General features: G+C 62.6%; 16 protein-coding genes and 3 tRNA genes. 6 read left to right on the top strand and 13 right to left on the bottom strand.

Annotated features, from left to right (window positions below; translation table 11 throughout):
- Window positions 1-5 precede the first annotated feature (5 nt).
- Complete coding sequence (acpS, locus tag AC1DVN_RS02830) at window positions 6-404, top strand: holo-ACP synthase AcpS (protein ID WP_021333452.1); 399 nt, start codon at window positions 6-8, stop codon at window positions 402-404.
- 58 nt (window positions 405-462) lie between these two features.
- Here acpS and AC1DVN_RS02825 read toward each other — a convergent pair whose 3' ends face one another.
- Entirely contained in the window at window positions 463-1,164 is a 702-nt protein-coding gene (locus AC1DVN_RS02825; RefSeq protein ID WP_019749142.1) for a TetR family transcriptional regulator, read from the bottom strand.
- A gap of 290 nt (window positions 1,165-1,454) precedes the next feature.
- On the opposite strand from AC1DVN_RS02825, the gene AC1DVN_RS02820 reads away from it, so the two are divergent.
- The gene (locus AC1DVN_RS02820; protein ID WP_477993359.1) at window positions 1,455-2,804 is read left to right on the top strand and encodes a M20/M25/M40 family metallo-hydrolase; all 1,350 of its coding nucleotides are present in this window, start codon (window positions 1,455-1,457) and stop codon (window positions 2,802-2,804) included.
- Here the strand turns inward: AC1DVN_RS02820 and bcp are convergent.
- Window positions 2,801-3,274 (bottom strand): thioredoxin-dependent thiol peroxidase, encoded by a 474-nt coding sequence (gene bcp / locus AC1DVN_RS02815; protein ID WP_019749140.1) that lies wholly within the window; start codon window positions 3,272-3,274, stop codon window positions 2,801-2,803. The genes AC1DVN_RS02820 and bcp overlap by 4 nt on opposite strands.
- Before the next feature lie 145 nt (window positions 3,275-3,419).
- Here bcp and AC1DVN_RS02810 point away from each other — a divergent pair, with 145 nt between their 5' ends.
- The gene (locus AC1DVN_RS02810) at window positions 3,420-3,641 is read left to right on the top strand and encodes a DUF3618 domain-containing protein (RefSeq protein WP_003945299.1); all 222 of its coding nucleotides are present in this window, start codon (window positions 3,420-3,422) and stop codon (window positions 3,639-3,641) included.
- 66 nt (window positions 3,642-3,707) lie between these two features.
- Here the strand turns inward: AC1DVN_RS02810 and AC1DVN_RS02805 are convergent.
- The 3 genes from AC1DVN_RS02805 to AC1DVN_RS02795 form a co-directional block, all read right to left on the bottom strand.
- Window positions 3,708-3,780, bottom strand: a tRNA-Lys gene (locus tag AC1DVN_RS02805).
- A 93-nt stretch (window positions 3,781-3,873) separates the two neighbouring features.
- Complete coding sequence (locus tag AC1DVN_RS02800) at window positions 3,874-5,304, bottom strand: amidase (protein ID WP_477993357.1); 1,431 nt, start codon at window positions 5,302-5,304, stop codon at window positions 3,874-3,876.
- A gap of 111 nt (window positions 5,305-5,415) precedes the next feature.
- A tRNA-Lys gene (locus AC1DVN_RS02795) sits at window positions 5,416-5,488 on the bottom strand.
- A gap of 329 nt (window positions 5,489-5,817) precedes the next feature.
- On the opposite strand from AC1DVN_RS02795, the gene AC1DVN_RS02790 reads away from it, so the two are divergent.
- Window positions 5,818-7,026, top strand: coding sequence for a L,D-transpeptidase (locus AC1DVN_RS02790; RefSeq protein WP_477993391.1), 1,209 nt, complete (start codon window positions 5,818-5,820; stop codon window positions 7,024-7,026).
- Window positions 7,027-7,160: 134 nt separating this feature from the next.
- Here AC1DVN_RS02790 and AC1DVN_RS02785 read toward each other — a convergent pair whose 3' ends face one another.
- A complete protein-coding gene (locus AC1DVN_RS02785) occupies window positions 7,161-8,123 on the bottom strand; it encodes an oxidoreductase (RefSeq protein ID WP_477993355.1) in 963 nt (320 codons plus the stop codon).
- Window positions 8,124-8,178: 55 nt separating this feature from the next.
- Between AC1DVN_RS02785 and AC1DVN_RS02780 the strand changes: the two genes are divergently transcribed.
- Complete coding sequence (locus AC1DVN_RS02780; protein WP_019749137.1) at window positions 8,179-8,589, top strand: MerR family transcriptional regulator; 411 nt, start codon at window positions 8,179-8,181, stop codon at window positions 8,587-8,589.
- Window positions 8,590-8,881: 292 nt separating this feature from the next.
- Here the strand turns inward: AC1DVN_RS02780 and AC1DVN_RS02775 are convergent.
- Window positions 8,882-8,954: transfer RNA gene (locus AC1DVN_RS02775), tRNA-His, on the bottom strand.
- A gap of 84 nt (window positions 8,955-9,038) precedes the next feature.
- Entirely contained in the window at window positions 9,039-9,638 is a 600-nt protein-coding gene (gene orn / locus AC1DVN_RS02770; protein ID WP_024487359.1) for an oligoribonuclease, read from the bottom strand.
- A 120-nt stretch (window positions 9,639-9,758) separates the two neighbouring features.
- Between orn and AC1DVN_RS02765 the strand changes: the two genes are divergently transcribed.
- Window positions 9,759-11,498 carry a helicase HerA-like domain-containing protein gene (locus AC1DVN_RS02765; RefSeq protein WP_020970020.1) on the top strand — a complete coding sequence of 580 codons (1,740 nt, stop codon included), beginning with the start codon at window positions 9,759-9,761 and terminating at the stop codon, window positions 11,496-11,498.
- Between the two features lie 19 nt (window positions 11,499-11,517).
- On the opposite strand, the gene lysA is transcribed toward AC1DVN_RS02765, so the two are convergent.
- From lysA to AC1DVN_RS02740, 5 genes are all read right to left on the bottom strand, one after another.
- Window positions 11,518-12,861, bottom strand: a complete 1,344-nt coding sequence (gene lysA, locus AC1DVN_RS02760) for a diaminopimelate decarboxylase (RefSeq protein ID WP_046378789.1) — start codon at window positions 12,859-12,861, stop codon at window positions 11,518-11,520.
- 153 nt (window positions 12,862-13,014) lie between these two features.
- Window positions 13,015-13,452, bottom strand: a complete 438-nt coding sequence (locus AC1DVN_RS02755) for a hypothetical protein (RefSeq protein WP_046378788.1) — start codon at window positions 13,450-13,452, stop codon at window positions 13,015-13,017.
- A gap of 172 nt (window positions 13,453-13,624) precedes the next feature.
- Complete coding sequence (cmrA, locus tag AC1DVN_RS02750) at window positions 13,625-14,428, bottom strand: mycolate reductase (RefSeq protein ID WP_019749133.1); 804 nt, start codon at window positions 14,426-14,428, stop codon at window positions 13,625-13,627.
- Between the two features lie 19 nt (window positions 14,429-14,447).
- Window positions 14,448-16,478: an FAD-dependent oxidoreductase gene (locus AC1DVN_RS02745; RefSeq protein ID WP_477993352.1), complete on the bottom strand. Its 2,031-nt coding sequence runs from the start codon at window positions 16,476-16,478 to the stop codon at window positions 14,448-14,450.
- Window positions 16,475-17,089, bottom strand: coding sequence for a PadR family transcriptional regulator (locus AC1DVN_RS02740; protein ID WP_477993350.1), 615 nt, complete (start codon window positions 17,087-17,089; stop codon window positions 16,475-16,477). Before AC1DVN_RS02740 ends, AC1DVN_RS02745 begins: the two co-directional genes overlap by 4 nt.
- Between the last annotated feature and the right edge of the window lie 57 nt (window positions 17,090-17,146).

The following is a 17,146-nucleotide window of genomic DNA, read 5'->3' as shown; positions in this document are numbered from 1 at the left end:
ACGGTATGGGAGTTCTGGGTATCGGCTTCGACCTCGTGACGGTGTCGGAGTTCGCCGAGCAATTGAACAGGCCGGGAACGGCAATGCTCGACAACTTCACACCGGGCGAGCGTCGAGACGCCGCTACCCGGAGCTCCGAACCGGCACGACATTTCGCCGCCCGGTGGGCAGCGAAGGAAGCAGTGATCAAGGCATGGTCAACTGCTCTCTTCGCCAGCCCACCGGTGCTGGGGGAGATGATCCACAATCAGATCGAAGTCGTCTCGGACGCCTGGGGTCGCCCGGGCATACGGCTTCGCGGTGACGTGGCCAAACACCTCACCGGAGTGAAGATTCATATCTCGCTCACCCACGACGGGGACATGGCGGGCGCTTTCGCGGTCATCGAATCCGACCCGGAGTAGCACTGCCGGACACGAAAGAGCCGGTCTCCCAAGGGGAGACCGGCTCTTTGTCGTTCGACTAGTCCTTCGTGCGGGATTCCTTCTCGGCGACGAGGAGATATGCGATCATCAATCTTTTCAGTTCGGCGACGGCGTCGGCATGCGACTGACCGTCCTGAACCGAGAAATTGAGCATCGAATACACCACGTGGACAAGAACTTCCGCCATCATCAGGCGACGATCTCGCCGCGTACGAGGCGTCAACGGACCGAGCATTTTCGCTACGGTCTCGGCGAATTGCTTTTCGTGAATGACTCCGGTGGCCCGCGTGGACGGCGTCGACTGCATCGCCAGCCAGACCTCGCGGCGCGACGGATCGGACGTCCACAGCCCGGCCATGTGATCGACGAAACTGTTCAGGAACCGCAACCAGTCGAGCGAGGGTACTTCGCCGCCGAACTGCGCAAGCTCGTGCTGGACCCCGACGAGGTCCTGGCGGTTCAATTCGCACACGATGACGTACTTGTTCGCAAAGAATTGGTAGAGCGTCCCGATCGGGACGTCGGCACGTGCCGCGACCTCTTCGCAGGTGAACGATTCGAAACCGACATCGGTGAGGAGTTCCCGTGACGCTGCCAGGAGTGCGTCGAATTTACGCTGGCTGCGCTCTTGCGTCGGACGCTTGCGCGGCAGCAGTTCCTGCGGTTCTTCGAGGCTCTGAGGATTCTCCAGTGCTGGGTCGACTCGTCGCCGCGCGCGGTTACGAGTCGTGGGCTGCACGTCTTCCAGGCTATCGGTGTTTTCTGTCGAATTTGGGACTTGTGCATTATCCGGTGTCATCGGCCACCTACTTCGGCGGTCGTGATCGGTCGAAACGCACCGCGCAGGTGCGCGCACACGAGTCCCGATGCTGTTGCCACACCTCGATACTAGGTGACCACCTGTCCAGTAGCTGAAGAGGTTGCTGCGCGGTGTGGCGCAACGGCGATCCTGCCGACTCCCTACGCCCGATTCGGGCACACTGAGATTCTTCGGGCACACCGAGGTTCGATGCCGAGGAGAGGGAGACGATGACGGAAGAACTGCGAACCGCGGTACGTGAACTCATGCCGCGTGCCCATGAGGATCTGAGTGCACTTGTGGCGATGAAGTCCGTCGCAGATGCACGGCAGTACCCGCCGGAAGAGTGCGCGGCCGCGGCACATTGGGTCCTGGAGGCATTCCGCGATCAGGGTTTCGCCGATATCGAGGCGATCGAGACCCCCGACGGCTCGGCCGCCGTCGTCGGTCGTCGACCAGGTCCGGTCGGTGCTCCGACCGTTCTGCTGTACTGCCACTACGACGTTCAGCCGCCGGGAAACGAAGAGCTCTGGGGCTCGCCGCCTTTCACACTCACCGAGCGGGGTGGACGGTGGTACGGACGCGGCGCTTCGGACTGCAAGGGCAACGTCGTCATGCATCTGACAGCTCTGCGAGCGCTCGCCGCAGCAGGTGTGGATCCGAGCGCACATCTGACGATCGTCGCCGAAGGATCAGAGGAGATGGGCACTGGCGGTCTCGAGGATCTGGTGCGAGAGCGGCCCGAACTTTTTGCGGCCGACATGATCCTGATCGCCGATACCGGCAACACCGAGGTCGGGGAGCCGACGATCACGACATCACTACGCGGGATCGCCAACGTGGTGGTCCACGTGTCGACGCTCGAGGGTGAGATTCACTCCGGTGTCTTCGGTGGACCGGCACCCGATGCGATCACCGCGCTGGTGCACATTCTCTCGACGCTGCACGACGGCGCCGGAAACACCACTGTCGAAGGCTTGACCAACGACCAGGAGTGGGAGGGAATCAGTTACGACGGCGATCAGTTCCGCTCCGACGCCGGGGTACTCGAAGGGGTACAACTGACTGGTTCCGGTTCGGTCGCCGAGCAGGTGTGGGCTCGTCCGGCGCTGACCATCCTGGGTATCGACTGCCCGCCGGTCGTGGGTTCTGCGGCGGCAATCACGCCCCGTGCATCCGCACGCCTGAATCTTCGTGTCCCGCCTGGCACGGATCCGGCGCGGGCACAGAAGTTGTTGACGGACCACCTCCGTGCAGCGGCGCCGTGGGGCGTCCACATCGAGGTCGTACCGGAATCGACGGGATCACCGTTCTCGTCGTCGACCGAAGGAGCGGGTTTCGCGCAGCTGAAGTCTGCGCTGACCGATGCCTACGGCCGCGAAGTGGGGTTTGCCGGCCAAGGGGGATCGATTCCGCTGTGCAGTGCGTTGGCCGAGCAGTTCCCCGACGCGGAGATCGCGTTGATCGGCGTCGAGGAACCGCAGTGCCGCATTCATGCACCTGACGAAAGCGTCGACCCGTCGGAGATCGAGAATCTCGCTTTCGCGGAGGCGCTGTTCTTGAGCAGGTACGGGAGTTAGACGGATAGATCGCGTCGTAGCTTGGCGACGTGGCCGGTGGCCCGGACGTTGTACTGCGCCACCTCGATCTTGCCTTCCTCGTCAACGAGGAACGTCGAGCGGATGACGCCCTGGACCGTCTTGCCGTACATCTTCTTCTCTCCGAATGCACCCCAGGCTTCGAGCGTCGCCTTCTCGGGGTCGGAGAGCAGCGGGAAGGTCAGCTCTTCGGTATCGCGGAACTTCGCGAGTTTTGCTGGCTTGTCCGGCGAGATTCCGACGACCTCCAGCCCGGCACCGTTCAATTCGGCGAGGCTGTCGCGGAAGTCGCAGGCCTGCTTGGTGCACCCCGGGGTGCTGGCCGCGGGGTAGAAGTACACGATGACCTTGCGGCCGCGGTAATCGTGAAGCGAAACCTCGTTGCCGTCGGCGTCTGGGAGCGTGAAATCCGGCGCTACGTCGCCGGCGGACAATCTACTGTTCTCGGTCACGGGAATCGAGGTTAGTCGAGAAATTGCGCGGCAGGTGGGCGCGAGGGCATTCTGCTCCTCTACGGTAGAGCGAAGTGTCGGCGCGCTGCGTCCGCACAGCAGACCCGCACACAGAGCAGCAGAACACAGACAAGTTGGAGGACACGTGCCCAGGGACACCGAGAGCATCGAACGCGAGATCGAGAAGGCGCGTAACCAGCTCGCGAGCACACTCGACGAACTGACGGTCCGCACCAACCCGAAGCGGCTGGTCGAGAACACCAAGAAGACGGTGCTCGCCAAGCTCAACGAGCCGGCAGTGAAGTACGCGCTTATCGCAGTTGGTTCAGTGGTGGGACTACTCGTGGTCCGGAAGATCATTCGCTGACCCGAGTTTTCGAAGGCAGAACATGAAGAAGGCCCCCACCTGGTGAGGTGGGGGCCTTCTTGCAAGTGCGCCCACAGGGACTCGAACCCCGGACCCAGTGATTAAGAGTCACTTGCTCTACCAACTGAGCTATAGGCGCTCGCTCTTGCGAGACAGAACATTAGCCGACAGGCTCAGGAGTTTGCAAAACGCGTGTTCATCGTGGTGACGATGGTTACATCGCTTCCGGAATTCACGAGTGTGACGGGCGTGAATCCGGCCAGCGGACGGTGCTTTCCAACTGCTGTGCGACGGCGAGAATCGCCGATTCGCCACCGCTGCGCGCAACCAGTTGGACGCTCAGGGGGAGTCCATGTTCGGAGAAGCCGGCGGGTACCGCGGCCGCCGGGTTGCCGCAGACATTCCAGATAGAACAGTAGGCGGCGATCGGCAACGCCTTGCGGACTGCGGACAGAAGGCCGGTTCCTTCGAGTTGTCCGATCGGGCGTGGCAGCGCGGGCGTCGTCGGCATCAGGACCAGGTCGAAGGTGTCGAAGACCTGGTTGACCGTCGCTGCAATTCGCTCACCTTTGCGGTAGGCGAATTTACCGACGCGCGCGGGTGCAGCTATCCGGCCGATCGAGGCGAGCGCTCGCGTGCGCTTCTCGAGAAGCGCTGGATGATCGACACGAAGCGCTTCGTCGCGGACACCGCCGAGCACCTGCGGGAGAAAAGCGGCAGTGGCATCCGGGTACTCGGGATCGTGTTCTTCGACGTGATGCCCCAACGCGCTCAACATCTCTGCGATCGAGAGCACCCCGGCAACGATCTCCGCTGACGGACGGACGCCCCGGACCGGACTCCGGGTGGACACCGCGATTCGAAGCGGCCCGGGTGCCGACACGGCCGCGTCGGCAAAGCTGGTTCGGAGCGTTTCGGCTGTGTAGTCGTCGATCTCGGTGGTACCGGTGATTGCGTCGTATACGAGCGCGCTGTCCTCGACCGAACGAGTGAGAGGCCCGAGTGTGCCGAGTCCGCGCCAGAGGTTTCGGTTCGGCGCGGTGCTCACCCGACCGCGTTGCGGCTTGAGTCCGAACAACCCGCAGAACGCCGAAGGCAATCGTATGGAACCGCCGCCGTCGCCGCCTATTGCCGCCGCGACCATTCCCGACGCGACGGCCGACGCAGATCCTCCGCTCGATCCGCCGGTGGATATGCCGGTGTCCCAAGGGTTTCTCGTGTATCCGTTTGCGGCAGTCTCGGTGAAGGGCCAGATGCCGAACTCGGGCATCGTCGTCTTGCCGACGATCACCGCACCCGCTTCGCGCAACCTGCGGACAACCTCTGAATCGGCCGATGCGATGCGCGTGGCTGCCGCACCGCCGTACGTCGTCGGCGTTCCGGCGACGTCGTTCTCGTCCTTGATTGCAATCGGGACTCCGTGCAGTGGGCCCAGGGTTTTGCCGTCGGCCTGACGTTGATCGAGCCGTGTCGCCTCGTCGAGTGCTTCGTCCGCGAGAACTCGTACAAATGCGTTGAGCGTCGAATCGAGGCGCTCGATACGGCGAAGTGTGGTCTCGGTGAGTTCGCGGGCGGACAAAGCTCCGGACCGGATCAGAGCTGCCTGACCTGCCACCCCGGCAAATGCTAGTTCGCCGCCGGGCGTGAATCCGCGCTCAGTCATCAGACCTCCAGGCCGTGGTTCCGGTAACTGTGAAGTCTATTCACCACGACCTGTCCACCAAGCCACAAAGAAAAATCCCCACCTTCCGAAGAAGGTGGGGACCTTTGCAAGTGCGCCCACAGGGACTCGAACCCCGGACCCAGTGATTAAGAGTCACTTGCTCTACCAACTGAGCTATAGGCGCTCGCTCTTGCGAGACAGAACATTAGCCGAATCGCCGGTTCGGGAGCAAATCGCCAGGTGGCGGCCTCGCTGCCGTAGTCCAATCGGAGGAAATCCGCTGAAAGCGGTAACAAAACGGACGGTTCGGAGCGATTGATACTTGAACGTTACTGACGGCGTGGCCCTTCATGACCGTTGGTAACGAGCGCGCCTGGCATCATTGGTGCAGCGCAGTCATACCGCAAGTCCCACTTGCCTTCCGGTAAGTGGGATTCGCATGTGATGCGGAAGTTAGTCGGAGAAATTGTGAAGCGGAGTCGAACGATGAGTCGTCAAAGGTGGGGTCTGTCCGTGCGCGGGGGGAACGGTCGAGTGTCGAAGAGTGCGGCGATGATCGCGGTGTCTCTCGGTGCGCTCGTTCTGGTCACCGCGTGCACGTCGGGTGGCAAGGACGTCAGCACCGAGGGATCGGCGCCGATCGATTCCAATCCGCTCACCGAACTCATCAAGCCGAAGCTCACCTCGACCGCCGCCGACGGCGCTGTCGGCTTCTCGCCGGGCGACCAGGTCAAGATCAACGTCGCTGACGGCGCCCTGTCCGACGTGACGATGGTCAATCAGGACGGCAAGGCAGTTGCCGGCGCGATTGCTGCCGACGGTGCGTCGTGGACGACCACCGAACCGCTCGGCTACAACCGCAAGTACAAAATCGAGGCCCGCGCATTCGGATTGGGCGGCGCCAGTACGACGGTCACGTCCTTCACCACCAGCGCACCCGGCAACGTCACCAAGCCGTATGTCTTGCCGAACGAGGGCGACGTGGTCGGCATCGGTCAGCCCATCGCGGTGCAGTTCGACGAGAACATCCCCGATCGCAAGGCTGCCGAAGCTGCGATCACCGTCACCACGACTCCGACCGTCGAAGGTGCGTTCTACTGGGTCAACAATCGTGAGGTCCGTTGGCGTCCGGAGAACTACTGGGCACCGGGCACCAAGGTCGACGTGAGCGTCAACGTGTACGGGCGCAATCTCGGCAAGGGAGTCTTCGGGCAGGAAGACGCGAAGAGTTCCTTCACCATCGGTGATGCCGTCATCGCCACGGCCGACGACAACACCAAGCAGGTCACTTTCCAGGTCAACGGTGAGACCGTCATGACCATGCCCACCTCCATGGGCAAGGACAGCACTCCCACCGACAACGGCGTCTACATCATCGGCGACCGCTTCGCGAACATGATCATGGACTCGTCCACGTACGGCGTCCCGGTCACCTCGGCGCAGGGTTACAAGACCCCCGTCGACTGGGCGACCCGAATGTCCTACAGCGGCATCTTCTTCCACTCGGCGCCGTGGTCGGTCGGGCAGCAGGGGTACTCCAACACCAGTCACGGCTGCCTCAACCTGAGCCCGTCCAACGCCAAGTGGGTCTACGACAACACCAAGCGTGGGGACATCGTCGTCGTCAAGAACACCGTCGGCGGAACGCTCTCCGGCACCGACGGCCTCGGTGACTGGAACATTCCCTGGAGCGTCTGGAAGACCGGCAACGCGGACGTCTGAGTGCGTCCCTGACGCACTGAACGTCAGAATGCCCCCGACCGTCCGGTTGGGGGCATTTCTGCATCTGTATTCCTTTTGTGAGCGAAAGTGCCTCTCGGTCTACCTGAGGCGACGGGAGGTACGTTCGCTCGGCGTCAGCGTCGACCGAAGGCGTCCACTCCGGTCATTTCAGCGGACAGCGCCCACAATCTGCGTGCGTCGTCGCGATCGGTAGCCCAAGGCTTCACGCCGCCGACGCTCATGTCATCAGTCTGCGCGACGTCCGCGATGTTGCAGTCCTGGAGGTACGCGCCGGAGTGATCGGCGAGTATCGGTGCCGTCGCTGCCCACACCGTTGTAGCGGCGCCCTGGGAGGGAGTCTTGAATCCCGGCACGGCGTCGCCATTCGACGTCGTCCATCCGAGATCGTGTTTCTCCGATGCAGAAAAGTGACGTTGAAGGGGAGTGAGGATGCTCCCGGGATGGACGGAGAACGCAGTGATGCCGCGTGAAGCACCGGAGCTCGCCAACTGGACAGCGAATAGAGCAATTGCAGTCTTGGCTTGACCGTACGCAAGCCAGCGGTCGTAACCGTTGCGGAAATGTATGTCATCCCAACGCACTCCCGACAGAAAATGCCCCGCCGACGAGACAGCGACTACGCGAGAACCGTTTGCGGGCATTGCTGGCACCAGCAGGTTCACCAGTACAAAGTGCCCGAGGTGATTGATCGCGAATTGTGATTCCCAGCCGGAGCCGACACGGAGTTCCGGGCAGGCCATGACCCCCGCATTGCAGATGATGATGTCCGGAGTGATCCGGGATTCGAGAATTTCTCGCGCACACGATCTGACACTGCTCGGGTCCGACAGGTCGCACGCTCGCACTTCGATACCCGGAAGGTCGGCCACCTCGCTCCGTGCCTGTTCTGGTCGGCGGGCAAGAACTACAACTCGCGCGCCGACCGAAGAAAGTGACCGCGAAATTTCGTATCCGAGTCCGGAGTACCCACCAGTGACCAAAGCAGTTGTGTCGGTTAAATCTTGTCCGGCAAGTACGTCGTCGGCAGTGGAGATTCGGGAGAATTCGGTGTTGATTTTGCGCTGAATGGAATTCATGGCCGCGACCGTAAAATCTGGAGTGCACTCCAGGTCAAGGAAAGGTAGACGGGCAATGCGTGAACTATCAATCGGTGACGTAGCTGTCGAGACCGGAATCAGCATCGATTCCCTTCGATACTTCGAACGTGAGGAATTGCTCGTTCACGAGGTTGCGCGCTCGGCAGGTGGGCGTCGGGTCTACGCCGAAAACGATGTCGCTTGGTTGAAGCTGTGCAATCGATTCCGAGACTCGGGTATGCCGATCGCAACGATCCGCGAATTCGCCGCACTCGTCAGGTCAGGGCCGGGAAACGAGAAGGAACGGCTTTCACTTCTACAAAAGCATGAGGTGTTGATTCGATCCAGGATCTCTGCGCTGCAGGACAACCTGACCGTCATCCACGACAAGGTTTCGGCATACGAGCGACACGTTCGCGAGGGGACCGTCGCAGGTGTCTGGGAGCCGCAACCGTCGCCCGAGTGATCGACGGCTGGGCCATTTGCGGCGATTTTCAGCTACCCCCATGTGAGCGAAAGTGGCTTTCGGTCTATCTGAGGCGACGAGAGGTACGTTCGCTCGGCCCGGGCACGGGTTACTCGGGAGCGGGCGATTTGTCGCGGTCGCCACCCCACCCACTTCGGGTGAACGTATCGCTGCCCCTGTCAGAGAAGGGGAACGATACGTTCACCCGGCTGTGGAAGGGGGGATTGGGGCCGGCGCACAAACCAAAAGAACCCCCGAAAATGTCTTTCGACATCTTCGGGGGTTCCGCTTGGGTGAGCGACGGGACTCGAACCCGCGACAGCCAGGATCACAACCTGGTGCTCTACCAACTGAACTACGCCCACCATTGCCTCGGCCACCGGTTTGACCCGGCTGCTTTGACGAAAGAGATACTAGCGCGAAAGTCGGTCAGGAAGCCAATCGGCAGGTCAGGCGGGACCCAAGCCCTCTACGACGGCTGCGATCTCCGCGCTCGACGGTCCGGGCGCCGCGACGAATGCAGTGCCGCGGTAGTACTTGAGTTCGCGGATGGATTCCTTGATGTCGGCGAGTGCCCGGTGGGCGAGACCTTTTTCGGGCTGGCCGAAGTAGATTCGCGGGTACCAGCGGCGGGAGAGTTCCTTGATGGAGCTGACATCGATCATCCGGTAGTGCAGGTATGTGTCCAGCGCCGTCATGTCACGCGAGATGAATCCGCGGTCGGTGGCGATGGAATTACCTGCCAGGGGAGCCGTACCGGCGACGGGAACGTGCTTGCGGATGTACGCGAGCACCTCTTTCTCCGCCTCGGCGAGGGTGACCGTCGACTTACGAACCTCTTCGGTCAGTCCCGACTTCGCATGCATCTTCTTCACGACGTCGGGCATTGCAGCCAACGCGTCGTCGTCGGCGTGGATGACGATGTCCACACCTTCGCCCAAGATGTTCAAGTCGCTGTCGGTCACCAGAGCCGCAATCTCGATGAGTTTGTCCGACTCGAGTCGCAGCCCGGTCATTTCACAATCGATCCATACCAATTTGTCCTGCACCAGGAACACAGTAGTGCGCGCGGGCGCGGGATAAGGTCTGCGGTGGAAACTCGACGTGTGTAAGACGGCGTTCGGGTGATGACAAGAACTTCGCCGCATTGCAACGAGGAGGGCTTTTCGATGACCGTGGATCCGAAGGACGGAGCCGCGCCGCTGACGCCGGCGGAGAAGGCGAAAGCTGCCAAGGCTGCCGCTGCCGAAGCCGCTCGGATTGCAGCTGAAGCCGCGGCAGCAGCTGAGGAAGCCGAGAAGGAAGCGGCTGCCGCTGAAGCCGAAGCATCGGCCGGAGCCACCCCCGCTGCTCAGGCGCCGTCGGGTGCTGCAGCTGAAATCGCGGCGGGCTATTCATCCGAGGGGCGGGCACTCGAGCTCGGCTCGGTGGTGATCGACGGAGTGGCAGATCCCACCGCGCGGGTGCGGATTCCATTGGCGACGATCAACCGTCACGGTCTGATTGCCGGTGCGACGGGTACCGGCAAGACCAAGACGTTGCAGGGCATCGCCGAGCAGCTGTCCGCCGCGGGTGTGCCGGTAGTGATGGCCGACGTCAAGGGCGATCTCTCGGGTCTGTCGAAGGCGGGGGATCCGAGCGAGAAGATGAAGGCTCGCGCAGTCGAGACGGGCGACGATTCGTGGACTCCCGCTGGGATGCCAGTCGAGTTCTTGTCGTTGGGAACGGACGGAATCGGTATCCCGGTGCGCGCGACCATCACCAGTTTCGGGCCGATCCTGCTCAGCAAAGTGTTGGGCCTCAACGAGACCCAGGAATCGACTCTCGGACTGATCTTCCACTGGGCCGACACTCAGGGCCTGGCCCTGCTGGACCTCAAGGATCTGCGTTCGGTCATCGCCCACCTGACGAGCGCTGAGGGCAAAGCGGATCTGAAGGGTATCGGCGGAGTTTCCTCCGCGACGGCGGGGGTGATTCTGCGCGCGTTGGTCAACCTCGAAGCCGACGGCGGTGACACCTTCTTCGGCGAACCGGAACTCGAAACCGAGGACCTGCTGCGTGTCGTCGGCGGTGCCGGTGTGATCACGTTGTTCGAACTCGGTGCCCAGGCCGCGCGTCCGGCAATGTTCTCCACCTTCCTGATGTGGGTGCTCGCGGACCTGTTCCAGACGCTGCCCGAAGAGGGAGATCTGGACAAGCCGAAGCTGGTGTTCATCTTCGACGAGGCGCACCTTCTGTTCGCGGACGCGTCGAAGGCTTTCCTGCAGCAGGTCGAACAGACGGTCAAGCTGATTCGCTCCAAAGGTGTCGGCGTGTTCTTCTGCACGCAGCTTCCGACCGACATTCCCAATTCGGTGCTGTCACAGTTGGGCGCGCGCGTCCAGCACGCCCTACGCGCATTCACGCCCGACGATCAGAAGGCGCTCAACAAGACCGTCCGCACGTACCCGAAGACCGAGCACTACGACCTGGAAAAGGCACTGACTTCACTCGGCATCGGTGAAGCCATCGTGACCGTGCTTTCGGAAAAGGGTGCGCCGACGCCGGTGGCCTGGACCAAGATTCGTCCTCCGAGGTCGCTGATGGACACCATCGGCAACGACGCGATCAAGGCGGCAGCGTCGTCGAGTCCGCTGAATCAGAAGTACGGCCAGACCATCGACCGCGAGTCGGCGTACGAAAAGTTGACGGCCAAGGTGGCCGGTGCTCCGACGGCGGATCAGTCCTTGGATCTTCCGTCGCTGCCCGATCTGCCGCCACCGCCGCCGGCCGAACCTGAGGGCCCCAACATCGCCGAGCAGATCTTGGGTAACTCGGCCGTGAAGAGCTTCCTGCGTTCGGCGGCTTCGGCTGCAGGGCGGGAGATTTCGCGAAACATCTTCGGTACCGGTAGCCGTCGCAAGCGCTGAGGCTTAGGCGCCCGCGAGGTCAGATGCCGACCTCGCGGGCTAATAGGTCGTTGATCGATTCACGCCTGATCAATGGCCGCGCAATCCCGCCCAGCACAGCGACGACCGGTGGCCGGCCGACGCTGTTGTAAGTGGAGGCCATGCTGTGGTGGTATGCGCCCGTACACGGCACTGCCAACAGGTCACCTTCATGTAGGTCGGCGGGAAGCCTTGCTCCGACGGCGATTTCGTCGCCCGATTCGCAGTGCCGCCCGGCGACGGTGACTTCCTGGAGCGGTGCGCTCGAATGCCGGTTCACCAATTCGACGTCGTAGTGGCTGTCGTACAACGACACCCGAGGGTTGTCGCTCATCCCACCGTCGACGGAAACGAAGGTTCGACCGCCGCTGATCGACTTGATGTTCTGTACGCGATAGAGCGTGACTCCGGCGCGCGCGGCGATCGCTCGGCCAGGCTCGAGCACGATTTCGGGGCGAGGGAAGCGGTTTCGGGTGCACGCGTCGTCGAGAGTTTCGTCGATGACGTGAGCGAGGCGGGTCAGATCCAGTTGGGCGTCTCCCGGCATGTATGCGATCCCATGGCCACCGCCGAGATCGAGTTCGGTGAGGATGATTCGATGCGTGCGTCGTATGTCGTCCATCTGTGCGATCATCGTCTCGATCGCGGGGCGGAAGAGTTCGGGATCGGTGATCTGGGAGCCGAGATGGCAATGCAGGCCGATGAGTTGCAGGTGCGTCGCGTTGGCGACGACGGATACCGTACGTTCCAGTTCTTCGGAAAACGCTGGTAGGCCGAACTTTTGGTCCAAGATGCCTGTGGACACTGCCTTGTGTCCGTGTATGTCGATGCCGGGTGTGACTCTGATCAACACCTTCTGTCGGTGGGTACACACCGACGCGAGCCGTACCGCTTCGCTGGGGGAGTCGAGGACGATCCGGCCGACACCCGCGTTGACCGCCGCCCTCAGTTCGGAAACCGATTTGGCATTGCCGTGCAGGATGATTCGGTGGGGGTCCACGCCCGCGGCAAGCGCGACGGCGAGTTCACCGGCGGAACAGACATCCACCCCGAGTCCCTCGTCGGAGACCCAGGTAGCCATCGCTCGAATCATCAGTGCCTTGCCGGCGTACACGATCTCCGAGTCGGGGAAGATCTCTCGATACGTGCGGCAGCGGTGCCGCACGTCCGCCTCGTCGACGACGTACGTCGGTGTGCCGTACTGGTCCGCGATCTCTTCGAGGGAGACGTCGCCGATGCAGACACGCCCGCTGTGGTCGTGGCGAGTGCTGATGGGCCACAACGCAGGATCCATACGTGGTGTCATTGCGCCGCGTAGGGAGGGGAAGATTTCGAGTAGCGTCACGTCGATCTCCTGAAGGTGACCCGCCGTGTTGCGGGCTACCTTCAGATCTACTCCCGAAGATCAGCGGTGGGGCGGTTCTTGACGCTTACTTGACGCGCCGCCGAACGAGGTTGACGCGGCCCTGACGGGGCTCGAATCACTGTGCCTGTCGAATCACTGTGCTCGCCGGCGCTTCCATCCGAACCAACCGAGCACCGCGAGCAATGCCACCGCGGCGCCTCCGCCGATGACCGCCGATCTGTCGGCGGACACACCAACGGACGGAGTTCCGCCGGCACTCGGGGCGTAACCGGCGCCGTACACGGACTCGACCGCCGCTTGGATGTCGAACCCGGTTTCGGTAGCCGGCCCGCAGCTGTGCCCCTCGTGCTCGGCGTCGACGTCGTACGGCGCAGAAACGAACATCAGCTGCTCGGTGCCGAGCACGTATCTTGTGCCACAACCGTTCCCGTTCGCGAGTGTCCCCACCGACGTCACCGATGCCAGATCGCCTTTGTAGACCCGGCTGACGTCGAACAGGTAGGTGTCCTCGAACCCGTCCGAAGTTTTCTCCGTCGGAGTCCCGAGGAAAACGGTGCTGGAGACGCTCACGGCTTCTTCCGGGGTAGCCGATGATGCGCACGAACATGCATTCGCTGCCGTGGGCAGCAGTAAGGGCAACCCTCCGGTCAAAAGAAGGATTGCCCCGACTGCCAGTGTTCTTCGCATCGCCATTAACCGACTATATGGTCTGCTATGGCCTGCTCTGAGAAGTTTGCGTGAATCAGCCGCCGAGCTTCTTGTAGAACGTGCCCACGATGGGCGCAACGACGGCACGCGGGCTGTAGCCGCCCGCGACGGACATCGCCTTGCTCAAGATGCCCGGTACGACGCGCATCTTGTTCTCGGCCAGGCCGTCGAGCGAGACCTTGGCGGTGTACTCGCTCGAGATCCAGAAGAAGTCCGGGACGAGCTTGTCGACGATCGACGCTTCGGCCGGGTCCGGGGTTTCGGTGCGTACTGGGCCTGGGGCGAGCAGGGTGACGTTCACTCCGGTGCCCTTGAGTTCACCTCGCAACGATTCCGCGAAGGTGTTCACGAACGCCTTCGTGGCGGCGTACGTCGCGTTGTTGGGGATCGGCATGTTTCCGGCCGCGGACCCGACCATCAGGATGGCTCCGGACTTGCGTGCGAGCATGCCGGGCAGCACGGCCAGCGTGAGATCGTGCACTGCAACGGCGTTGAGCTCGACCTGGTCGCGCTCGTATGCCGGGTCCAGCTCGGCGATCGGCCCGAAGGTGGCGATACCGGCGTTGTTGCACAGGATGCTGATGTCGCGGCCACCGAGTTCCTCGACCAGAACGGCACGCGCCGCGCTGTCGGAGAGGTCCGATGCACGGACCTCCACCTCGACGCCGTGCGCGGCGCGAAGCTTCTCGGCGAGGACCTCCATGACCTCGCCACGACGGGCAACGAGGATCAGGGAATGTCCGCGTGATGCCAGATCAGCGGCCAGTGCCTCTCCGATGCCGGAGGAGGCGCCGGTCACTACGGCGCGGGCTGTGGTTGTGGGTGTCGGCAGGCTCACGATCAGTCAGCGTAGCCGGTCAGATCTTCGCGGCCAGTCGTGTGCCCTGTTCGATGGCACGCTTGGCGTCGAGTTCTCCTGCCACGTCGGCGCCGCCGATGATGTGGGTCACCACGCCCGCGACGGTCAGTTCGTCCACGAGATCGCGAACCGACTCCTGCCCGGCGCAGATGACGATGGTGTCGACCTCGAGAAGTCGGGGCTTCTCGTGCTTCTCACCGAAGGTGATGTGCAGGCCGGCGTCGTCGATGCGCTCGTAGTTGACGCCCGAGAGCTCGTGGACGCCCTTGTTCTTGAGGGCCGCCCGATGGACCCAGCCGGTGGTCTTCGCGAGGCCGGCGCCGATGCGTCCTGGCTTGCGTTGGAGGAGGTAGACCTCCCGCTCGGAGAGCTCCGGTACCGGAGTGGTGAGAGCGCCCGGGGCCATTTCGGGTTCGGTGACGCCCCATTCCTGCTTCCACTCCTTGAGATGAAGAGTGGGGGAAGTGGGGTGCGTGAGGAATTCGCTCACGTCGACGCCGATGCCGCCGGCGCCGATGACGGCGACGGACTTGCCGACGGGCTTGCCCTCTCGGACGACCTCGGCGTAGGTCAGCACCTTCGAGTTCTCGATGCCGGGGATCTTGGGAACGCGCGGCGTCACGCCGGTGGCAACCACCACTTCGTCGAAGGATCCGATGAGATCTGCCGGTGTGACGCGGGTTTCGAGCTTGACCGTCACTCCGGCCACGTCCAGCATGCGGGTGTAGTAGCGAATGGTTTCGGCGAACTCTTCCTTACCCGGAATGAGCTGTGCGATCCCGAACTGTCCGCCGATCTTGTCCGAAGCCTCGAACAACGTGACCGAATGACCACGCTGAGCAAGATTGAGTGCTGCGGAAAGTCCGGCAGGACCGGCACCGACGACGGCGAGGTTCTTGGTCCGCCGAGTGGGGGAGAGGATCAGTGTGGTTTCGCGGCCCGCGCGCGGGTTGAGCAGGCAGGAGACCTGCTTGTGAACGAAGGCGTGGTCGAGGCAGGCCTGGTTGCAGGCAATGCACGTGTTGATCTCGTCGGACGCTCCTCTCTCGGCCTTGTTTACCCAGTCGGGATCGGCGAGCATCGGCCTGGCCATCGAAATCAATTGTGCGTCACCGCGGTTGAGGATCTCTTCGGCAGTCTCGGGCATGTTGATCCGATTCGAGGCGGCTACCGGAATGTCGACGTGCTTCTCGAGTTTGCCGGTGATGTCGACAAAGGCTGCTCGGGGAACCGAGGTGACGATGGTGGGCACCCGTGACTCGTGCCACCCGATGTCGGTGTTGATGATCGTGGCGCCGGCGGCTTCGACTTCCTTTGCCAGTGAGACGATTTCATCCCAGGTCTGACCGCCCTCGACCAGATCTGCCATCGACAGCCGGAACACGATGATGAAGTTCGGGCCGACAGCCTTGCGTGTGCGTCGCACAATTTCGACTGCCATGCGTCGACGGTTCTCGGAACTGCCGCCCCACTGGTCGGTGCGCTTGTTCGTGCGCTCGCAGAGGAACTGGTTGATGAAGTAGCCCTCACCGCCCATGATTTCGACGCCGTCGTAACCCGCGGACTTGGCCAGGCGCGCGCAGCGAACGTAGTTGCGGATCTGCCAACCCACCCCACGGCCGGTCAGCTTGCGCGGACGGAACGGGTTGATGGGCGCCTTGATCGACGACGCGGAGACACTGAAAGGCTGGTAGCTGTAGCGGCCGGCGTGCAGGATCTGCATGGCGATCTTTCCGCCCGCGTCGTGAACCGCCTTGGTGATCCGGCGGTGACGGCGCGCTTCGATGCGGTTGGTCAGCTTGGCACCGAAGGGCAAGAGCCAACCGGTGCGGTTGGGCGCGTAGCCGCCGGTGATGATCAAGCCGACACCGCCACGAGCACGTTCGGCGAAGTACTCGGCCAAGCGGTCGGTGTCCTTCGCGCGATCTTCGAGGCCGGTGTGGATCGATCCCATGACGACGCGGTTCTTCAGCGTCGTGAATCCGAGGTCGAGCGGTTCGAGCAGGCGGGGGAACTGTGTATCCGTCATGACTGAAGATGTCCTTCCGTGGCGTACTCGCCAGTGTCTTCGATGGCGTACTCGCCAGTGTCTTCGGTGGCGTACTCGCCAGTGGGCAATGCGTCCAGAACTTCCTGGCACCAGTCGGTGAATCCTTCTTCGACGCGGATACCGCCGCGAAGTACCAGGTACTGGTGCAGTGAAGAGCCGGAAAGTGCTGCTGGATTGGGGAAGTCACGCTTTTCGATGAGTCGGTAGACGTCGAGGCGGGCGGCGTGGCCGTCGCGGTGGCGAGCGACTTCGCGTCGTAGAGCGGGGAGATCGGCGTGCGCTGCTGCCCTGATCTTGATGGCCAACTCGTTGCGCAGGTGGTTCGGTTCGGACGGCTCGGCGATCCATCGGGTCAGTTCGGCGCGGCCGGCATCGCTGACGCGGTACATCTTCTTGTCCGGGCGGCCGTCCTGCGCGATGGCCTCCACCTCCACCCAGCCTGCCTCGTCCATTCGCTTGAGGACTCGGTAGATCTGCTGGTGCGTCGCGCTGTGGAAGAAGCCGATCGACTTGTCGAACCGGCGTGTGAGGTCGTATCCCGACGCATCCTGTTCGGACAGGGAGACGAGCAACGCATGTTCGAGTGCCATGGAAAAAGTATCTATGCACTCAGGTGCGTATGCAACTAAGTGCGTACTAACTTGGTT

The sequence above is a fragment of the Rhodococcus sp. P4_E4 genome (assembly GCF_056401575.1).
Note: the sequence above shows the minus strand (reverse complement) of the source record. Positions and strands in the feature narration are given on the sequence as shown.

Bases quoted from the DNA above. Each gene is read 5' to 3' on its own strand.
- AC1DVN_RS02800 (WP_477993357.1), bottom strand. From the start codon at position 5,304: ATGACTGAGCGCGGATTCACGCCCGGCGGCGAACTAGCATTTGCCGGG.
- AC1DVN_RS02745 (WP_477993352.1), bottom strand. From the start codon at position 16,478: ATGACGGATACACAGTTCCCCCGCCTGCTCGAACCGCTCGACCTCGGA.
- AC1DVN_RS02765 (WP_020970020.1), top strand. From the start codon at position 9,759: ATGACCGTGGATCCGAAGGACGGAGCCGCGCCGCTGACGCCGGCGGAG.
- AC1DVN_RS02740 (WP_477993350.1), bottom strand. From the start codon at position 17,089: ATGGCACTCGAACATGCGTTGCTCGTCTCCCTGTCCGAACAGGATGCG.
- acpS (WP_021333452.1), top strand. From the start codon at position 6: ATGGGAGTTCTGGGTATCGGCTTCGACCTCGTGACGGTGTCGGAGTTC.
- AC1DVN_RS02780 (WP_019749137.1), top strand. From the start codon at position 8,179: ATGCGTGAACTATCAATCGGTGACGTAGCTGTCGAGACCGGAATCAGC.
- AC1DVN_RS02785 (WP_477993355.1), bottom strand. From the start codon at position 8,123: ATGAATTCCATTCAGCGCAAAATCAACACCGAATTCTCCCGAATCTCC.
- AC1DVN_RS02820 (WP_477993359.1), top strand. From the start codon at position 1,455: ATGACGGAAGAACTGCGAACCGCGGTACGTGAACTCATGCCGCGTGCC.